The sequence below is a fragment of the Streptomyces capillispiralis genome, assembly GCF_007829875.1.
Lineage (GTDB): Bacteria > Actinomycetota > Actinomycetes > Streptomycetales > Streptomycetaceae > Streptomyces > Streptomyces capillispiralis.
Genome location: NZ_VIWV01000001.1, coordinates 6,708,027 through 6,723,489 on the forward strand (window position 1 = coordinate 6,708,027; position 15,463 = coordinate 6,723,489).

The window sequence follows — 15,463 nt, forward strand, 5'->3', positions numbered from 1 at the left end:
GGGTCCTCCACCCATGAGCAGAGCCGAACTGCCCTCCCGCAGAACCCTCCTGGCCGCTGCGGTGGTCGCCGCCGTCGCCGGGACCGCGGGCCCGGCGTCCGCCGGCACCGTGACCGGCGGGGCCACCGACACCCCGGACGACGGCCCGTCCCGCGCCCGCGCCGTCGACAACCGGGCCTGGACGTCGTACGCCGACTGGCGCAGCGGCACGGCCGACGGGACCCGTGCCGTGGCCGGCGCCCGCCCCGGCCTGGTGATCGCGCGAGCCGCCGGCACCACGGACCACACCGACCCGCACACCGGCCGCACGGCCGCCTGGGAGTACGCCACCTGGACCTCGCCCGTCCACCGCCTCGGCGTCCCCGCGACGGAGGCGATCGTCTCCTGGAACGCCCGCACCCCCGAGGGCACCTGGATCCAGGCCGAACTGAAGGGCACCTACTCCGACGGCACGGACACGCCGTGGTACGTCATGGGCCGCTGGGCGGCGGGGGACCAGGACATCCGGCGCACCTCGGTGGACGACCAGGGCGACGGCAGGAGCAGCGTGTGGACGGACACGCTCGCCGTCGACGACGCCGCCTCCGGCCTGCGCGTGGTCTCCTACCGGCTGCGCCTGACCCTCTACCGCCGCCCCGGCACCGGTCTCACGCCGACCGTGTGGCGGATCGGCGCCATGGGCTCCGACGTCCCCGACCGGTTCACCGTCCCAGCCTCCACGCCCGGCCTCGCCCGGGAACTGACCGTCCCGCGCTACTCGCAGGAGATCCACAAGGGCCAGTACCCGGAGTACGACAACGGCGGCGAGGCCTGGTGCAGCCCGACCTCCTCGCAGATGATCATCGAGTACTGGGGCGGCCGGCTCACCGAGGAGCAACTGTCCTGGGTCGACCCGTCCTACGCCGACCCGCAGGTCTGCCACGCGGCCCGGTACACCTACGACTACCAGTACGCCGGCTGCGGCAACTGGCCGTTCAACGCCGCGTACGCGGCCACCTTCAAGGACCTCCAGGGCGTGGTCACCCGCCTCGGCTCCCTCACCGACCTGGAGACGCTGATCGCGGCGGGCATCCCCGCCATCACCTCGCAGTCCTTCCGCGCGGAGGAGCTGACCGGGGCCGGCTACGGCACGGCCGGGCACCTGATGACGGTCATCGGCTTCACCGCCGACGGCGACGTGATCGCCAACGACCCCGCCTCGGACGACAACGAGGCCGTGCGCCGGGTCTACAAGCGGCGCGAGTGGGAGAACATCTGGCTGCGGACCAAGCGGTACAACGCCTCCGGCAAGGTCGTCTCCGGCACCGGCGGGGTCTGCTACCTCTACTTCCCGGCCCGTCCGACCCCGCGCCAGCGCAGGGCGCTCGCGGCGGTGGGCGTGCGCTGACCCGCCGCGGACGGCGGGCCCCGGACGGCCGGGGTCCGCCGTCGCGTGTGACGAAGCTCTCGGCCGCGGGAGCCGCCCACGCTGGCAAGGTGGACAGGACCGCGGGGGGAGTCCACCGCACCACCGAGACCAGCGAGAAGCCATGACCGCGAACGCAGCCACCGTCACCCGTGCCCGCACCGGCGGGCCCCGGGAGGATGGTCCGAAGATCCTCGAGCACGTCATGGGATGGACCCTCGTCGTGGTCGTCGCCATGTTCGTGACCCAGCTCGGACTGCTCTGACGGCAGCCCGTCCGGCCGGCGTGATCCGGCTCCGCGGCGACCCGCCATACCGCGGCGGGACGTCCCGCCGCCCGCAGGAGACCTGGGTCGACAGTGAACACCAGCCGGCAGTCCGCCGTGCGCCCCGGCGCACGCGGCACCGAGCGCTCTGCCGCGCGCCGCGCCGAACTCATCGCCATCGGACGGTGGCTGTTCGCCGACACGTCGTACGACAGCGGCGGCATCGGCTTCGACGCCGAGGTGCACGCCCTCCGTGACGGTGCGCGCGAGGCGATCGTCGCGACCATCGCCGAGGGCGCCTACGGCCGCACCGGCATCGCGCCGTTGGCGCGGATGGGGCTGCTGTCCTGGGTGTGCGGCGTCGAGGGCGCCGCACTCGCCCGGATCGACCGCGGTGAACTGCCCCGCGAGACCCTGCGCGACCTGCTGGTGAAGACCCTCGGCGGCGCCATGCGCGCCATCGAGGAACTGGACCCCGCCTACCCGGCCCCGGTGCCCGCCCGCCGCGGGGCCTGAGCCGGATCGGGACGGCGGCGGGGGCGGAGGTCCCCCCGTGGAACCCCCGCCCCCGCGCGCCCGGAAGGGCTACCGGATCGCCTTGATCAGCTCCCCGTCGGCGGTGTCGCCGCTCAGCTCCCAGAAGAACGTGCCGCCCAGACCCTGCTCGTCCTTGTAGGCCATCTTGGTCGTGACGGTGGCCGGGGTGTCATAGCTCCACCAGTCGTCGCCGCACTTGGCGTAGGCGGTGCCGGCCACCGTGCCGGTCGCCGGGCACGTGCTCCTGAGCACCTTGTAGTCCTCGATGCCGGGTTCGTACGTGCCCGCCGCCGGGCCCGTCGCGGTGCCGCCGGGTTCCGCCTGCGTGACACCGGTCCAGCCGCGGCCGTAGAAGCCGATGCCGAGCAGCAGCTTCTCGGCGGGGATGCCGAGTCCCTTGAGCTTCGCGATGGTCGCCGAGGAGTGGAAGTCGGCCTTCGGGATGCCGTCGTACGAGGTCAGCGCCGAGTGCGGAGCGGTGGGGCCGGCCGCGTCCCAGGCGCCGAAGAAGTCGTACGTCATCGGGTTGTACCAGTCGACGTACTGGGCGGCGCCCGCGTAGTCCGCCGCGTCGATCTTGCCGCCCGCCGTGGCGTCCGCGGTGATCGCCGCGGTGACGAGGTGGTCGGAGCCGAACGTGGCGCGCAGCGCCGACATCAGCTCCCGGAAGGCGTCGCGGCCGCTGGTGTCGCAGGTGGCGCCGCAGGCGTTCGGGTACTCCCAGTCGATGTCGATGCCGTCGAAGACGTCGGCCCACCGGGAGTTCTCGACCAGGTCGTAGCAGGACCGGGCGAACGCGGCCGGGTCCTTCGCGGCCTCACCGAAGCCGCCGGACCAGGTCCAGCCGCCGAACGACCAGAGCACCTTGAGGTCCGGGTGCTTCTTCTTCAGTTCGAGCAGCTGGTTGAAGGTGCCGCGCAGCGGCTGGTCCCAGGTGTCGGCGACGCCGTCGACGGACTCGGCCGCGGTGTAGGTGCGCTCGGTGGCCGCGTAGGAGTCGCCGATGGCGCACTTGCCGCCGGTGACGTTGCCGAAGGCGTAGTTGATGTGCGTGAGCCTGTCGGCGGAGCCCGACGTCTCGATGTTCTTGACGTAGTACTCGCGGTCGTAGGTGCCCCATTCGGTGAAGTACCCGATGACCTTGGAGCCGGCGGCGGCCTCCTGGGCCGGGGTCGCGGCCGTGGCGGTCGGGGCGCCCGCGCCGGCGAGCAGTCCGGCGCCGAGCACGGCGGCGCAGGCCGCCGACAGGAGCGCCCGCAGGGTGCGGGGGCGGTGGGGGGATGACATCCAGTGTCTCCTCGTGGGGGGAGGGGAACGCGAGTCGGATTGGCATGAACGCGGTGACTCGGTGGAGCGAAACCCTAGGAGGACTAGACCAGTTGGGTCAATGGTGCGGACCAATTCGGGGGGCGGAGGACCCCGCGCGGGTTTCTTGAAGTAAGCGGTCGTTAACAAGTGACTTGCTCCCCGGGATCGGGCATACTCACAGCGCACAGCCGCTGGTCAGCAGCTTCCGAGACCCGGGAGTGCGAGCATCGGCCAGGCACCGATACGACCCCGGCGGAGCCGCCCCCACCCAAGGCGCACGCCGATGTGCCCGAACAGGGAGGAGAGCGTCGCCATGCCCGACCGCGCCCCGCAGCCGGTGGACCGGCAACTGCCCACGGACGAGGCCCGTGACCTGATCTCGCTCGTCCGCGACATCGCCCAGCGCGAGATCGCCCCCGTGGCGGCCGAGGAGGAGGACGCGGGACGCTTCCCGCGCGAGGTGTTCACCCTCCTGTCCGAGTCCGGACTGCTCGGCCTGCCCTACGACGCGGAGTACGGCGGCGGCGACCAGCCGTACGAGGTCTACCTCCAGGTCCTCGAAGAGCTCGCCACGGCACGCCTCACCGTCGGCCTCGGCGTCAGCGTGCACAGCCTCGCCTCGTACGCGCTCGCCGCCTACGGCGCCAAGGAGCAGCGGGCCGAGTGCCTGCCGGCGATGCTCGGCGGCGGTCTGCTCGGCGCCTACTGCCTCTCCGAGCCGGCCTCCGGCTCGGACGCGGCCTCCCTGCGCACCAAGGCGGTCCGCGACGGCGACGACTGGGTGATCGACGGCACCAAGGCGTGGATCACCCACGGCGGAATCGCCGACTTCTACACCGTCATGGCCCGCACCGGCGAGGAGGGCCCGCGCGGCATCACCGCGTTCCTGGTCCCCGGGGACGCCGAGGGGCTCAGCGCCGCCGTGCCCGAGAAGAAGATGGGGATGAAGGGCTCGCCCACCGCCCAGATCCACTTCGACGGCGTGCGCGTCCCCGACGCGCGGCGCATCGGCGAGGAGGGGCAGGGCTTCGCGATCGCCCTGTCGGCGCTGGACGGCGGCCGGCTCGGCATCGCCGCCTGCGCGATCGGCGTGGCCCGGGCGGCGCTCGACGAAGCACTCGGCTACGCGGTCGAGCGGCGGCAGTTCGGCAGGCCGATCGCCGACTTCCAGGGGCTGCGCTTCATGCTCGCCGACATGGCCACCCAGATCGAGGCGGGCCGCGCGCTCTACCTGGCGGCGGCCCGGCTGCGCGACGCGGGGCGGCCCTTCGCCCGGCAGGCGGCCATGGCCAAGCTGCACTGCACCGACACCGCGATGCGGGTCACCACCGACGCCGTGCAGATCCTCGGCGGCTACGGCTACACCGCGGACTTCCCCGCCGAGCGCTACATGCGCGAGGCCAAGGTCCTGCAGATCGTCGAGGGCACCAATCAGATCCAGCGCATGGTCATCGCCCGCCACCTCGTGGGGCCGGAGACACGCTGAACTGACCGAGCCCGCGCCAGGGCGCCGCCAGCCGGGTCCACTCCGGGTCGTGCCGGCCGGGCAGGGTGCGGCCGCGGTCGGCCCAGGTCCGCAGCAGATCGCGGTAGATCGGCGGGTCCGGGGGCTGGGGCGGCGCGGGGACGGCCACCTCCGTGGGCGGCGGCACGAAGACACGGCGTTGACGCCCGGTCGTCGAGTACGTGGGGGTCGTCATGCCTGGGCAACGCGACAGCGGCCGGACGGGTCACCGACCGCCGGAATAGGGCGTGCGTTCGCCGCCGTCCCGGCGGCGGACCGCAGGCGCCGTGCACGGCGGGGGACCGAGGGGAGTCATGCGCGGGGGCGGCGGACGACGCCGCCCCCGCCCGGGTCCACCCGGGGCGGTGACCGCTCAGGCGGCCTGCCGGCGCATCGCCGGGACCCGCATCGGGCGCGAGCCCGGACCGCCGACGTGCGAGAAGGGCTGGGTGCGCCAGTCGAGCCCCTGAGGGAGCGTCAACAGCAGGGCGGTGTCCTGCTCCTGGGGCGTGACGGACTCGTCCGCCGGCCGGGCCTCGGAGGCGCGGCGGCCGGTACCGGCGCAGACCGTGAGCCCGAACGGGTTCCACGGCGAGGCGCACAGCGCGTGCTCCGGCAGGACGTCCTCGTCCGCCAGCAGGGCGATGGGCTGCGCGCAGTCCGGGCACACGACCCGGTACATCTCGAAGGTGTCGTAGGCGTCGAACTCGTCGTCCGGGGCGTCGGGTTCGACGTACTCCGGCTCGGCCTCGACGACCGGCTGCTGCCGCTTGGACGTGGTACGACCAAGGCGCTTAAGACTCTGCATTGGGTTCTCCCCCTCGGGCTGGGCCGTGAAGGCACTGCGGCCTCGACCACAGCAAGCACTTCCCGTCCCCAATCCGGCGTAATCACGAGAACATCACGGAGACCGTTCGAGGCGTGTGGCGTTCGTCACATGCCACTCGCAGGTGCCCCGTGCGGCGGCTCCGTCCCCCCGCAGCACGGGGCCGCCCGGCACATCACGAACCGGGTATGACCTGGTGGCTCCGGTATCCGAGGGGATCAAGCGCACTGTAGGTTCTTGCGCCATGGAGGAGCTGGACCGACAGATCGTGCAGCTGCTCGTCAAGGACGGGCGGATGAGCTACACCGACCTGGGCAAGGCCACGGGCCTGTCCACGTCGGCCGTGCACCAGCGGGTGCGCCGGCTGGAACAGCGCGGCGTCATCCGCGGTTATGCCGCGGTCGTCGACCCGGAGGCCGTGGGCCTGCCCATGACCGCCTTCATCTCGGTCAAACCCTTCGACCCCAGCGCCCCCGACGACATCGCGGACCGCCTCGCCGGCGTCCCCGAGATCGAGGCCTGCCACAGTGTCGCGGGCGACGAGAACTACATCCTCAAGGTGCGCGTGTCCACACCGCACGAACTGGAGGAACTGCTCGCGCGCGTGCGCACGCTGGCCGGCGTCTCGACCCGCACGACGGTGGTCCTGTCCACCCCGTACGAGTCCCGTCCGCCGCGCATCTGACGCGGGGCCGCGCCGGAGGCGGACCTGGGTGCGGGGCGGGCCGGGCGGCGCGCGAAACTGTGGGACATGAGTGAACGCACCGTCCCGCCGCACACCGTCCTGCTCCGCCGCGGCGAGGTCCACAGCCCCGCCGATCCCTTCGCGACCGCGATGGTCGTCGAGCGCGGCCAGGTCGCCTGGGTCGGCTCCGAGGGCGCCGCCGACGCCTTCGCGGACGGGGTCGACGAGGTCATCGACCTGGACGGCGCGCTGGTCACCCCGGCGTTCACGGACGCGCACGTCCACACCACGGCCACCGGCCTCGCCCTCACCGGCCTCGACCTGTCCGACGCCCCCTCGCTCGAGGCCGCGCTGGCCCGCGTCCGGGAGTTCGCCGCCGCCCGCCCCGGCGACCGGGTGCTGCTCGGGCACGGCTGGGACGCCGCCCGCTGGCCCGGCGGCCGGCCCCCCACCCGCGCCGAACTCGACGAGGCCACCGGCGGCCGTCCCCTCTACCTCAGCCGGATCGACGTCCACTCCGCGGTCGTCACCACCGCCCTGCTCGACCTCGTCGGCGCCCGGGACGCCCGCGACGACGGCCCGCTCACCGGGGACGCCCACCACGCGGTGCGTGCCGCCGCCCTCGCCGCCGTCACCCCGGCCCAGCGCACCGAGGCCCAGCGCGCCGCCCTCGCCCACGCCGCCTCCCTCGGCATCGGCACGGTCCACGAGTGCGGCGGCCCGGAGATCTCCTCCGAGGACGACTTCACCGGCCTGCTGCGGCTCGCCGCCGAGGGGAGCGGCCCCCGCGTCGTCGGCTACTGGGCCGAGCAGGACGTGGCCAGGGCGCGGGAGCTGGGCGCGGTCGGCGCCGCCGGGGACCTGTTCGCCGACGGCGCCCTCGGCTCGCACACCGCCTGTCTGCACGAGCCGTACGCCGACGCCGCCCACACCGGCAGCGCCCACCTGGACGCCGCCGCCGTCGCCGCCCACGTCGTCGCCTGCACCGAGGCCGGTCTCCAGGCGGGCTTCCACGCCATCGGGGACGCCGCCGTGAGCACCGTCGTCGACGGCGTGCGGGCCGCCGCCGACACGCTCGGCCTCGCCCGGGTCCGCGCCGCCCGGCACCGCGTCGAGCACGCCGAGATGCTCACCCCCGAGACCGTCGCCGCGTTCGCCGAACTCGCCCTGACCGCCTCCGTGCAGCCCGCCTTCGACGCCCTGTGGGGCGGCGAGGACGGCATGTACGCCCGCCGCCTCGGCCCGGAGCGCGCCCGCACCCTGAACCCCTTCGCGGCACTGCTGCGCGCCGGTGTCCCGCTCGCCTTCGGCTCCGACAGCCCCGTCACCCCGCTCGACCCCTGGGGCACGGTCCGGGCCGCCGCCTTCCACCACACCCCCGAGCACCGGATCTCCGTGCGTGCCGCGTTCACCGCCCACACGCGCGGCGGCTGGCGGGCGACCGGACGCGACGACGCGGGTGTCCTGGTGCCCGGCGCACCGGCCGACTACGCGGTCTGGCGCACCGGTGACCTCGTCGTCCAGGCCCCCGACGACCGGGTGGCCCGCTGGTCCACCGACCCCCGCTCCGGAACCCCCGGCCTGCCCGACCTCACACCGGGCCGTGACCTGCCCGTCTGTCTGCGCACCGTGGTCGGCGGACACACGGTCTTCGTACGGCCGGGCGAGTGATCTGCGAGGGCGGCGCGACGACGATCATGCGTCGCGCCCCCGTCGCGCGACCTGCGGATCCTCCGCGCTGACCAGGCATTTGAACCACATTACGCAGGTCGAACGACTGTTGACAGGCGGCAGCGGGGGGCCGGTAGGTTCGGCCGGGTCCACCACCGGACGCCCGACCGGAGCAGACCTCCCGGCCACTCGTGCCGGCGCCGCTGGGTCAGGGACGGTGTGCCGCACCGGGGCACCGCCACTGGGAGCCAGGCTCAGCGCCCGCGCGGTGCCGGGGGAACGTTCCAGCCGGTCGGGGAGGTGTGACCCCGGGTGGGGCCCGGGCGTTCAGTAGACAACGGCTTCAGGTCGATCCGCAGCCGGCGGATCCCAGGCCGGCCCGAAGGGCGCCGGGCCCCCATCCGCCGCCGTGCGCCCCGACCCTCGCCCCTTGGCCGGCGCGCCCGTGGCGTCGCCGCCCCGAAAGAGGGTATTCCTACCCGATCTTCGGAGAACGACACCACCATACGTACGTCCTGTCACGTCATCACAGGCCCCGACCACTATGGTGGGATCCTGCGCACAGGACATGAAGGGGCAGCAGTGAACGACGGCGAAGGGACCCTCAGGGCAGGATCCCAGGGAAGGGACTTCGGCCCGCTCGGCACGGCTCTGGTGATCATTCCGACCTACAACGAGGCGGAGAACATCAAGGCGATCGTCGGCCGGGTGCGCGAGGCCGTTCCCGAGGCGCACGTTCTCGTGGCCGACGACAACAGCCCCGACGGCACCGGCAAGCTCGCCGACGAACTGGCCGCCGGGGACGACCACGTCCAGGTGCTGCACCGCAAGGGCAAGGAGGGCCTGGGCGCGGCCTATCTCGCGGGCTTCCGCTGGGGCATGGAGCACGGCTACGGCGTACTGATCGAAATGGACGCCGACGGCTCCCACCAGCCCGAGGAACTGCCCCGTCTGCTCACCGCCCTCAAGGGCGCCGACCTGGTGCTCGGTTCGCGCTGGGTGCCGGGCGGCCGGGTGGTGAACTGGCCCAAGTCCCGTGAGTACATCTCGCGCGGAGGCAGCCTCTACTCGCGCGTCGCCCTCGACCTGCCGCTGCGCGACATCACCGGCGGCTTCCGCGCCTTCCGCCGCGAGACCCTGGAGGGCCTCGGGCTGGACGACGTCGCCTCCCAGGGCTACTGCTTCCAGGTCGACCTGGCCCGGCGCGCGGTCAAGGCCGGCTACCACGTCGTCGAGGTGCCCATCACCTTCGTCGAGCGGGAGCTGGGCGACTCCAAGATGAGCCGCGACATCCTCGTGGAGGCGCTGTGGCGGGTCACCGCGTGGGGCGTGGGGGAGCGGGTCGGCAAGGTCCTGGGACGCGGCGACGACAAGCAGGACCGGGCCTGACGGCGATCACCGCCGGTCCCCCTCCTCCCCTTATCCCGCGCTGAGCCGGGCCCAGGCACACTGGGAGCATGACGACTGGCGCTCAGACCCCACACCCCGTCCGGCCCCGGCGCTCCCGGCTGGCCACCGCCCTGCCGCTGGGCGTCGCCGCGTGGCTCGTGCTGGAGGTCTGGCTGCTCACCATGGTCGCCGGGGCGTCGAACGGGCTGGTGGTCCTCCTGGTCCTGGTGGCCGGTCTGGTGCTCGGCTCGGTCGTCGTCAAGCGGGCCGGACGGCGGGCCTTCAAGAGCCTCACCGAGACGCTGCAACAGCAGCAGAACGGCGCGGCCCCCGCACCCGGGCCGAACAGCGAGGGCAACGGCCTGATGATGCTGGCCGGGCTGCTGCTGATCATCCCCGGCCTCGTCTCGGACGCGCTGGGGCTGCTCCTGCTGGTGCCGCCGGTCCAGAAGGCCGTGAGCCGTTACGCCGAGCGGACCTTCGAGCGCAAGCTTCGTGAGGCCACGCGGGGTCCCCTGGGGGACGCCTTCCAGCAGGCCCGTATCCACCGGCCCGACGGCAAGGTCGTCCAGGGCGAGGTCATCCGCGACGAGCCCGGGAGCGGCTCCGGGGACCACACGCCGGAGGGGCCGCGTCCGCCGCTGACGCGCTGAGGCGGGTCCGGACGCTCCGGGCGGCCGGGAAACGCGGACAGGACCGCGGGCGCCGTACTCGGAAGTACGGCGCCCGCGGTCCTGTACCACTGCGCGTCGTGGTTGCGGTCCCCTCCGGGATCAAGCCGACTTTCGGCTGTCCCGGGGGTGAACCGCGATGTTCATCGCACCGGAGCGCAGAACGGCGAGACGCTCCTCGAGGACCTCTTCGAGTTCCTCTCGGGTGCGCCGCTCCATCAGCATGTCCCAGTGCGTACGCGCGGGCTTGGCCTTCTTCTCCTCGGGGCCGTCGCCGTCCACCAGGAGTGCCTGGGCACCGCAGACCTTGCACTCCCACTCCGGCGGGATCTCCGCCTCGACCGAGAAGGGCATCTCGAAGCGGTGCCCCTTCTCGCATGCGTACTCCACGGCCTGGCGCGGGGCCAGGTCGATGCCGCGGTCCGTCTCGTAGCTGGTCACCACGAGGCGCGTGCCGCGAAGAGCTCGCTCACTCATGAATCGTGCCTCCCGGGCTTGTCGCCCACAGGACAGGTGTCGCTGTCGTCGTCATCCGGTCAACGTCCGGTCGGCGGTAAAGATTCCCGTTCCGTGTCCCGTTCCGGGTCATGCGCGCCGTCGTAGCCGCAGCCTTGTCAACCAGTGCAGTACCCACCGGCGCCCGGTTTGTCACATCTGCTAGCAGATGTAACACAGCGTTTCGGCATCTTTGACGCGCAGTAACGGTACGCCTGGCAGGCCAAACGCGTACACTACAGCCCTTTCGTGCCGAGCGCTAAATCCTGTCCGGAACCGGGTTGCCCGCGGCGGCGACGGCGCGGCGCACCGGCACCCGCGCGAGGAGCACGAACCCCAGGACGAAGAAGCCCACCAGGGAGATGATCGCGTCCCGGTAGCTGCCCGTCAGCTGGTAGGTGAGCCCGAACAGCAGCGGCCCGAGCCAGCTCATCCCCCGGTCGCTCAGCTCGTACGCCGAGAAGTACTCGGCCTCCTTGCCGGGCGGCACGAGGTGGGAGAAGAGCGAGCGGGACAGGGCCTGGCTGCCGCCGAGGACCAGGCCGATCCCGCCGGCCAGCGCGAAGAACCACACCGGCGCCCCGGCCGGCAGGAAGTACCCGGCGGCCAGGGTCACGGTCCAGGCGGCCAGCGAGCCGAGGATCGTCCGCTTGGCGCCGTACCGCCGGGCCAGCCGGCCCAGGGCCAGGGCGCCCGCCACCGCGAGCACCTGGACCAGCAGCACGGCCACGATGAGCGTCGACTGCCCGAGCCCCAGTTCCTCGGAGCCGTAGACCGATGCCTGGGAGATCACCGTCTGGATGCCGTCGTTGTAGACCAGGTACGCCAGCAGGAAGGCGAGCGTCAGCGGGTGCCGGCGCATGTCGCGGACGGTCGCCGCGAGCTGCCGGAAGCCCGGCGGGGCGGCCTCCCGCGCGGGGGCGCGGCGGTCCCGCAGCCGGCGCAGCGGCACCAGCGCGAAGGCACCCCACCACAGGCCCGCCGACGCCAGGCAGATGCGCACCGCCATGCTCTCGGAGACGCCGAAGCCGTCGTGGCCGGTGTAGAGGACGAGGTTCCCGACCAGCACCAGGGCCCCGGCCGCGTACCCGAACGCCCACCCGCGCGAGGAGACGGCGTCGCGCTCCTCGGGCGTGGAGATCTGCGGGAGGTAGGAGTTGTAGAGCATCATCGCCACGGACTGCGCCGCGTTGGCCACGACCAGCAGCGCGCCGCCCAGCAGATAGCGCTCGCCGCCGAGGAAGAACATGCCCGCGGTCGCCGCGGCCCCCGTGTAGGCGGCGGCCGCCAGGAGCGGCTTCTTGCGCCCGGAGCGGTCGGCGGCGGCACCCACCAGCGGCATCGCCAGGACGGCCACGATCACCGACAGGGAGACGGAGTAGGCGAAGAAGGAGCCCGCGCGCACCGGGATGCCCAGCGGGTGGACGAACCCGTCCGCGTCCGCCGCCGCCTCGGCGACCGACGTCAGATAGGGGCCGAGGAACACGGTGAGCACGCTCGTGGAGTACACGGAGCACGCCCAGTCGTAGACGTACCAGCCGTGCTGCTCGCGCCGCCGCTCGGCCGCCTCGTCCCCCGCCGGTGACCGCGCCGTGTCGGTGCCCACCCGTCCCCCCTCGCTTCCCCGCGACCGCGCGCGGCCGCCGGGGCACGGGTGTCAGACCCAGGTGCCGCGGTCCTCCATGACCTTGCGCAGTGTGTCGATGTGATCGGTCATGATGCCATCCACCCCCAGGTCCAGGAGCCGGTGCATCCGCTCCGCCTCGTTGATCGTCCATACATGAACCTGCAGCCCGCGCGCGTGGGCGGTGCGCACGAAGCGGTGGTCGACCACCTGGATGCCCGACTGCTCCTCGGGGACCTGGGCGGCGACGGCCGACGGGCGCAGCGCGGCCGGCAGCCCCCAGGACCGCAACCGCAGGTTGAGCACGCCCCGGGTGCCGTACGAGGTGGCCAGCCGGGGGCCGGCCAGCCGCTGGGCGCGCACCAGGCGGGCCTCGGAGAACGAGCCGAGGCAGATCCGGTCCCAGGAGCCGGTGCGCCCGACCAGGTCCAGGAAGGGCAGCAGGGCCGGTTCGGCCTTCACGTCGACGTTCCAGCGGACCTCGGGGAAGGTCTCCAGGAGCTCCTCGAACAGGGGGACCGGTTCCTCGCCCGCCACGCGCGCCTGTGCCACGTCCCGCCACGGCAGGTCGGCGATCCGGCCGGCGCCGTCCGTCACCCGGTCCAGGGTGGCGTCGTGGAAGGCGACGAGCCGGCCGTCGCGGGTGGCGTGGACATCGGTCTCGATGTACCGGTAGCCCGCCTCGACGGCGCACCGGAACTGCCGGACGGTGTTCTCCAGGCCGTCCGCCGCGCCGCCCCGGTGGGCGAAGGGGATCGGGCCGGGGTGGTCGAGGTAGGGGTGGCGTATCCGCGGGGTCACGGACGCAGTATCGCCCTCCTCGGTTGACCGGTGGCAACGACCGTGCTGCCGTCGGCTGCCCGGGGGACGGCGAACGCGCGCAGGAACAGCTGGGCGAGCGGGCCGATCGCCACCGCGTACAGCACGGTGCCGACGCCCACCGTGCCGCCCAGCAGGAAGCCCGTGACCACCACCGTGATCTCGATGGCCGTGCGCACCAGGCGGATCGACACGCCCGTGCGCTGGTGCAGCCCCGTCATCAGGCCGTCGCGCGGACCCGAGCCGAAGCGCGCCGCGATGTACAGCCCGGTCGCCGCGCCGTTCAGCACGATGCCCGACACCATCAGCAGGACGCGGACGGCCGGGGGGTGCGCGTCCGGCAGCACGGCGAGCGTCGCGTCCATCGCCGCTCCGATCACCAGCACGTTGGAGACCGTGCCGAGCCCCGGGCGCTGGCGCAGCGGGATCCACAGCAGCAGCACCACCGCGCCCGTCACGGTCAGCACCACGCCCATCGACAGGCCCGTCCGCTCGGACAGGCCCTGGTGCAGCACGTTCCACGGTTCCAGGCCGAGGCCCGACCGCACCAGCAGCGCCGAGCTCGCGCCGTACAGCGCCAGTCCGGCGTACAGCTGGAACAGCCGCCGCCCGAGATGCCCGTGCCGGGACGACAATGTGGCCATGGAGTGCCCCCCTGTGGTGAAAAGTGGACCGATGCGTGACACCCTGTGGCGTGGTTGTTGATGTCATCCATGGCCAATCAGGTGAAGGTGGACTGATTGTATGGCGCAGTGGACCTCCGCGGTGGGGGCGGCGCAGCTCGCCCGGCTGCTCACGTCCCAGCAGGACCGGCCGGCCGGCCCCGGCACCCGCCGCCCGCCCGCCTACCGCGCGCTCGCCGACGGCATCCGCCTGCTCGTGCTCGAAGGGCGGGTGCCGGTCGCCGCGCGGCTGCCCGCCGAGCGGGAGCTGGCCCTCTCCCTGTCCGTGAGCCGCACGACCGTCGCCGCCGCCTACGAGGCGCTGCGCGCCGAGGGGTTCCTGGAGTCGCGGCGCGGCGCGGGCAGCTGGACCGCGGTCCCGGCGGGCAACCCCCTGCCCGCGCGCGGCCTGGAACCCCTGCCGCCCGAGTCGCTCGGCTCGGTGATCGACCTCGGCTGCGCCGCGCTGCCCGCCCCCGAGCCGTGGCTGACCCGGGCCGTCCAGGGCGCCCTGGAGGAGCTTCCGCCGTACGCGCACACCCACGGCGACTATCCCGCCGGGCTGCCCGCGCTGCGCGCGATGATCGCCGACCGCTACACCGCGCGGGGCATCCCGACCATGCCCGAGCAGATCATGGTGACGACGGGGGCCATGGGTGCCATCGACGCCATCTGCCACCTCTTCGGCGGGCGCGGCGAACGCATCGCCGTCGAGTCGCCGTCGTACGCCAACATCCTGCAGCTGATGCGGGAGGCCGGCGCCCGGCTGGTCCCCGTGGCCATGGCCGAGGGCCTGACCGGCTGGGACATGGACCGCTGGCGCCAGATCCTGCGGGACGCGGCGCCCCGCATCGCCTACGTCGTCGCCGACTTCCACAACCCCACCGGTGCCCTCGCCGACGAGGACCAGCGGCGCCGTCTGGTGGACGCGGCGCGCTCGGCGGGCACGGTGCTGGTCGCCGACGAGACGATGACCGAACTGTGGCTCGACGCCGACGTGGAGATGCCGCGCCAGGTCTGCGCCTTCGACCCGGCCGGGTCCACGGTGATCACGGTCGGCTCGGCGAGCAAGGCCTTCTGGGCCGGGATGCGCATCGGCTGGGTGCGCGCGGCCCCCGACGTGATCCGCAGCCTGGTCGCCGCCCGTGCCTACGCCGACCTGGGCACACCGGTGCTGGAGCAGCTGGCCGTGAACTGGCTGTTCGGTACCGGCGGCTGGGAGCAGGCGGTGGAGGTGCGACGGGCCCAGGCCCGGCAGAACCGGGACGAACTGGTGCGCGCGGTGCGGCGGGAGCTGCCCGACTGGGAGTTCGAGGTGCCCCGGGGCGGGCTCACCCTGTGGGTGCGTACCGGAGGCCTCTCCGGTTCGCGGCTCGCCGAGGCGGGCGAGCGGGTCGGCGTGCGGGTGCCGTCCGGGCCCCGCTTCGGGGTCGACGGGGCGTTCGAGGGATATGTGCGGCTGCCGTTCACGGTGGGCGGCGCCGTCGCCGAGGAGGCGGCGGTACGCCTGGCCGCGGCGGCCCGGGTGGTGGAGAGGGGCGGCACGACGGGGGCGGAGGCGCCGCGCACTTTCGTGGCGTAGGGGCGTAGGGGCGTAGGGGT

16 protein-coding genes are annotated in these 15,463 nt (G+C 73.4%); 9 read left to right on the forward strand and 7 right to left on the reverse strand.

All coding sequences use genetic code 11. The features are described from left to right. Window positions 1-13 precede the first annotated feature (13 nt). The 3 genes from FHX78_RS29425 to FHX78_RS29435 all read left to right on the forward strand — a co-directional run bounded on the left by FHX78_RS29425 (window position 14) and on the right by FHX78_RS29435 (window position 2,186). Window positions 14-1,387 carry a peptidase C39 family protein gene (locus tag FHX78_RS29425; RefSeq protein ID WP_145870418.1) on the forward strand — a complete coding sequence of 458 codons (1,374 nt, stop codon included), beginning with the start codon at window positions 14-16 and terminating at the stop codon, window positions 1,385-1,387. Window positions 1,388-1,529: 142 nt separating this feature from the next. Continuing rightward, complete coding sequence (locus FHX78_RS29430) at window positions 1,530-1,670, forward strand: SCO1431 family membrane protein (protein ID WP_145870419.1); 141 nt, start codon at window positions 1,530-1,532, stop codon at window positions 1,668-1,670. A 93-nt stretch (window positions 1,671-1,763) separates the two neighbouring features. Next, window positions 1,764-2,186: a hypothetical protein gene (locus FHX78_RS29435; RefSeq protein WP_145870420.1), complete on the forward strand. Its 423-nt coding sequence runs from the start codon at window positions 1,764-1,766 to the stop codon at window positions 2,184-2,186. Between the two features lie 69 nt (window positions 2,187-2,255). Here FHX78_RS29435 and FHX78_RS29440 read toward each other — a convergent pair whose 3' ends face one another. Beyond that, entirely contained in the window at window positions 2,256-3,494 is a 1,239-nt protein-coding gene (locus FHX78_RS29440) for a glycoside hydrolase family 18 protein (protein WP_145870421.1), read from the reverse strand. A 334-nt stretch (window positions 3,495-3,828) separates the two neighbouring features. On the opposite strand from FHX78_RS29440, the gene FHX78_RS29445 reads away from it, so the two are divergent. Beyond that, window positions 3,829-5,001, forward strand: a complete 1,173-nt coding sequence (locus tag FHX78_RS29445) for an acyl-CoA dehydrogenase family protein (RefSeq protein WP_145870422.1) — start codon at window positions 3,829-3,831, stop codon at window positions 4,999-5,001. On the opposite strand, the gene FHX78_RS29450 is transcribed toward FHX78_RS29445, so the two are convergent. After that, a complete protein-coding gene (locus FHX78_RS29450) occupies window positions 4,964-5,215 on the reverse strand; it encodes a hypothetical protein (RefSeq protein ID WP_145870423.1) in 252 nt (83 codons plus the stop codon). The two genes, FHX78_RS29445 and FHX78_RS29450, sit on opposite strands and share 38 nt — an antisense overlap. 177 nt (window positions 5,216-5,392) lie before the next feature. Then, window positions 5,393-5,827: a hypothetical protein gene (locus FHX78_RS29455; protein WP_145870424.1), complete on the reverse strand. Its 435-nt coding sequence runs from the start codon at window positions 5,825-5,827 to the stop codon at window positions 5,393-5,395. 262 nt (window positions 5,828-6,089) lie between these two features. Between FHX78_RS29455 and FHX78_RS29460 the strand changes: the two genes are divergently transcribed. The 4 genes from FHX78_RS29460 (at window position 6,090) to fxsA (ending at window position 10,243) form a co-directional block, all read left to right on the forward strand. Then, entirely contained in the window at window positions 6,090-6,530 is a 441-nt protein-coding gene (locus FHX78_RS29460) for an Lrp/AsnC family transcriptional regulator (protein WP_145870425.1), read from the forward strand. A 66-nt stretch (window positions 6,531-6,596) separates the two neighbouring features. Beyond that, window positions 6,597-8,201, forward strand: a complete 1,605-nt coding sequence (locus FHX78_RS29465; RefSeq protein WP_145870426.1) for an amidohydrolase — start codon at window positions 6,597-6,599, stop codon at window positions 8,199-8,201. A 582-nt stretch (window positions 8,202-8,783) separates the two neighbouring features. After that, a complete protein-coding gene (locus tag FHX78_RS29470) occupies window positions 8,784-9,590 on the forward strand; it encodes a polyprenol monophosphomannose synthase (protein ID WP_189908608.1) in 807 nt (268 codons plus the stop codon). Between the two features lie 68 nt (window positions 9,591-9,658). Next, window positions 9,659-10,243, forward strand: coding sequence for an FxsA family membrane protein (fxsA, locus tag FHX78_RS29475; RefSeq protein ID WP_145870427.1), 585 nt, complete (start codon window positions 9,659-9,661; stop codon window positions 10,241-10,243). 120 nt (window positions 10,244-10,363) lie between these two features. Here the strand turns inward: fxsA and FHX78_RS29480 are convergent, their stop codons facing one another. The 4 genes from FHX78_RS29480 to yczE all read right to left on the reverse strand — a co-directional run bounded on the left by FHX78_RS29480 (window position 10,364) and on the right by yczE (window position 13,843). Beyond that, window positions 10,364-10,738, reverse strand: a complete 375-nt coding sequence (locus FHX78_RS29480; protein WP_003977404.1) for an RNA polymerase-binding protein RbpA — start codon at window positions 10,736-10,738, stop codon at window positions 10,364-10,366. A 277-nt stretch (window positions 10,739-11,015) separates the two neighbouring features. After that, a complete protein-coding gene (locus FHX78_RS29485) occupies window positions 11,016-12,362 on the reverse strand; it encodes an MFS transporter (protein WP_145870428.1) in 1,347 nt (448 codons plus the stop codon). A 51-nt stretch (window positions 12,363-12,413) separates the two neighbouring features. After that, window positions 12,414-13,181 (reverse strand): glycerophosphodiester phosphodiesterase family protein, encoded by a 768-nt coding sequence (locus FHX78_RS29490; RefSeq protein WP_145870429.1) that lies wholly within the window; start codon window positions 13,179-13,181, stop codon window positions 12,414-12,416. Then, window positions 13,178-13,843 carry a membrane protein YczE gene (gene yczE, locus FHX78_RS29495; RefSeq protein WP_145870430.1) on the reverse strand — a complete coding sequence of 222 codons (666 nt, stop codon included), beginning with the start codon at window positions 13,841-13,843 and terminating at the stop codon, window positions 13,178-13,180. Before yczE ends, FHX78_RS29490 begins: the two co-directional genes overlap by 4 nt. Window positions 13,844-13,943: 100 nt before the next feature. Between yczE and FHX78_RS29500 the strand changes: the two genes are divergently transcribed. Further along, window positions 13,944-15,443 (forward strand): SCO1417 family PLP biosynthesis transcription factor, encoded by a 1,500-nt coding sequence (locus tag FHX78_RS29500; protein WP_145870431.1) that lies wholly within the window; start codon window positions 13,944-13,946, stop codon window positions 15,441-15,443. Window positions 15,444-15,463: the final 20 nt, after the last annotated feature.

Excerpts from the sequence above, each read along its gene's own strand:
- FHX78_RS29425 (WP_145870418.1), top strand. The coding sequence starts at position 14 with ATGAGCAGAGCCGAACTGCCCTCCCGCAGAACCCTCCTGGCCGCTGCG.
- FHX78_RS29430 (WP_145870419.1), top strand. The coding sequence starts at position 1,530 with ATGACCGCGAACGCAGCCACCGTCACCCGTGCCCGCACCGGCGGGCCC.
- FHX78_RS29440 (WP_145870421.1), bottom strand. The coding sequence starts at position 3,494 with ATGTCATCCCCCCACCGCCCCCGCACCCTGCGGGCGCTCCTGTCGGCG.
- FHX78_RS29445 (WP_145870422.1), top strand. The coding sequence starts at position 3,829 with ATGCCCGACCGCGCCCCGCAGCCGGTGGACCGGCAACTGCCCACGGAC.
- FHX78_RS29450 (WP_145870423.1), bottom strand. The coding sequence starts at position 5,215 with ATGACGACCCCCACGTACTCGACGACCGGGCGTCAACGCCGTGTCTTC.
- FHX78_RS29455 (WP_145870424.1), bottom strand. The coding sequence starts at position 5,827 with ATGCAGAGTCTTAAGCGCCTTGGTCGTACCACGTCCAAGCGGCAGCAG.
- FHX78_RS29460 (WP_145870425.1), top strand. The coding sequence starts at position 6,090 with ATGGAGGAGCTGGACCGACAGATCGTGCAGCTGCTCGTCAAGGACGGG.
- FHX78_RS29465 (WP_145870426.1), top strand. The coding sequence starts at position 6,597 with ATGAGTGAACGCACCGTCCCGCCGCACACCGTCCTGCTCCGCCGCGGC.
- fxsA (WP_145870427.1), top strand. The coding sequence starts at position 9,659 with ATGACGACTGGCGCTCAGACCCCACACCCCGTCCGGCCCCGGCGCTCC.
- FHX78_RS29480 (WP_003977404.1), bottom strand. The coding sequence starts at position 10,738 with ATGAGTGAGCGAGCTCTTCGCGGCACGCGCCTCGTGGTGACCAGCTAC.
- yczE (WP_145870430.1), bottom strand. The coding sequence starts at position 13,843 with ATGGCCACATTGTCGTCCCGGCACGGGCATCTCGGGCGGCGGCTGTTC.
- FHX78_RS29500 (WP_145870431.1), top strand. The coding sequence starts at position 13,944 with ATGGCGCAGTGGACCTCCGCGGTGGGGGCGGCGCAGCTCGCCCGGCTG.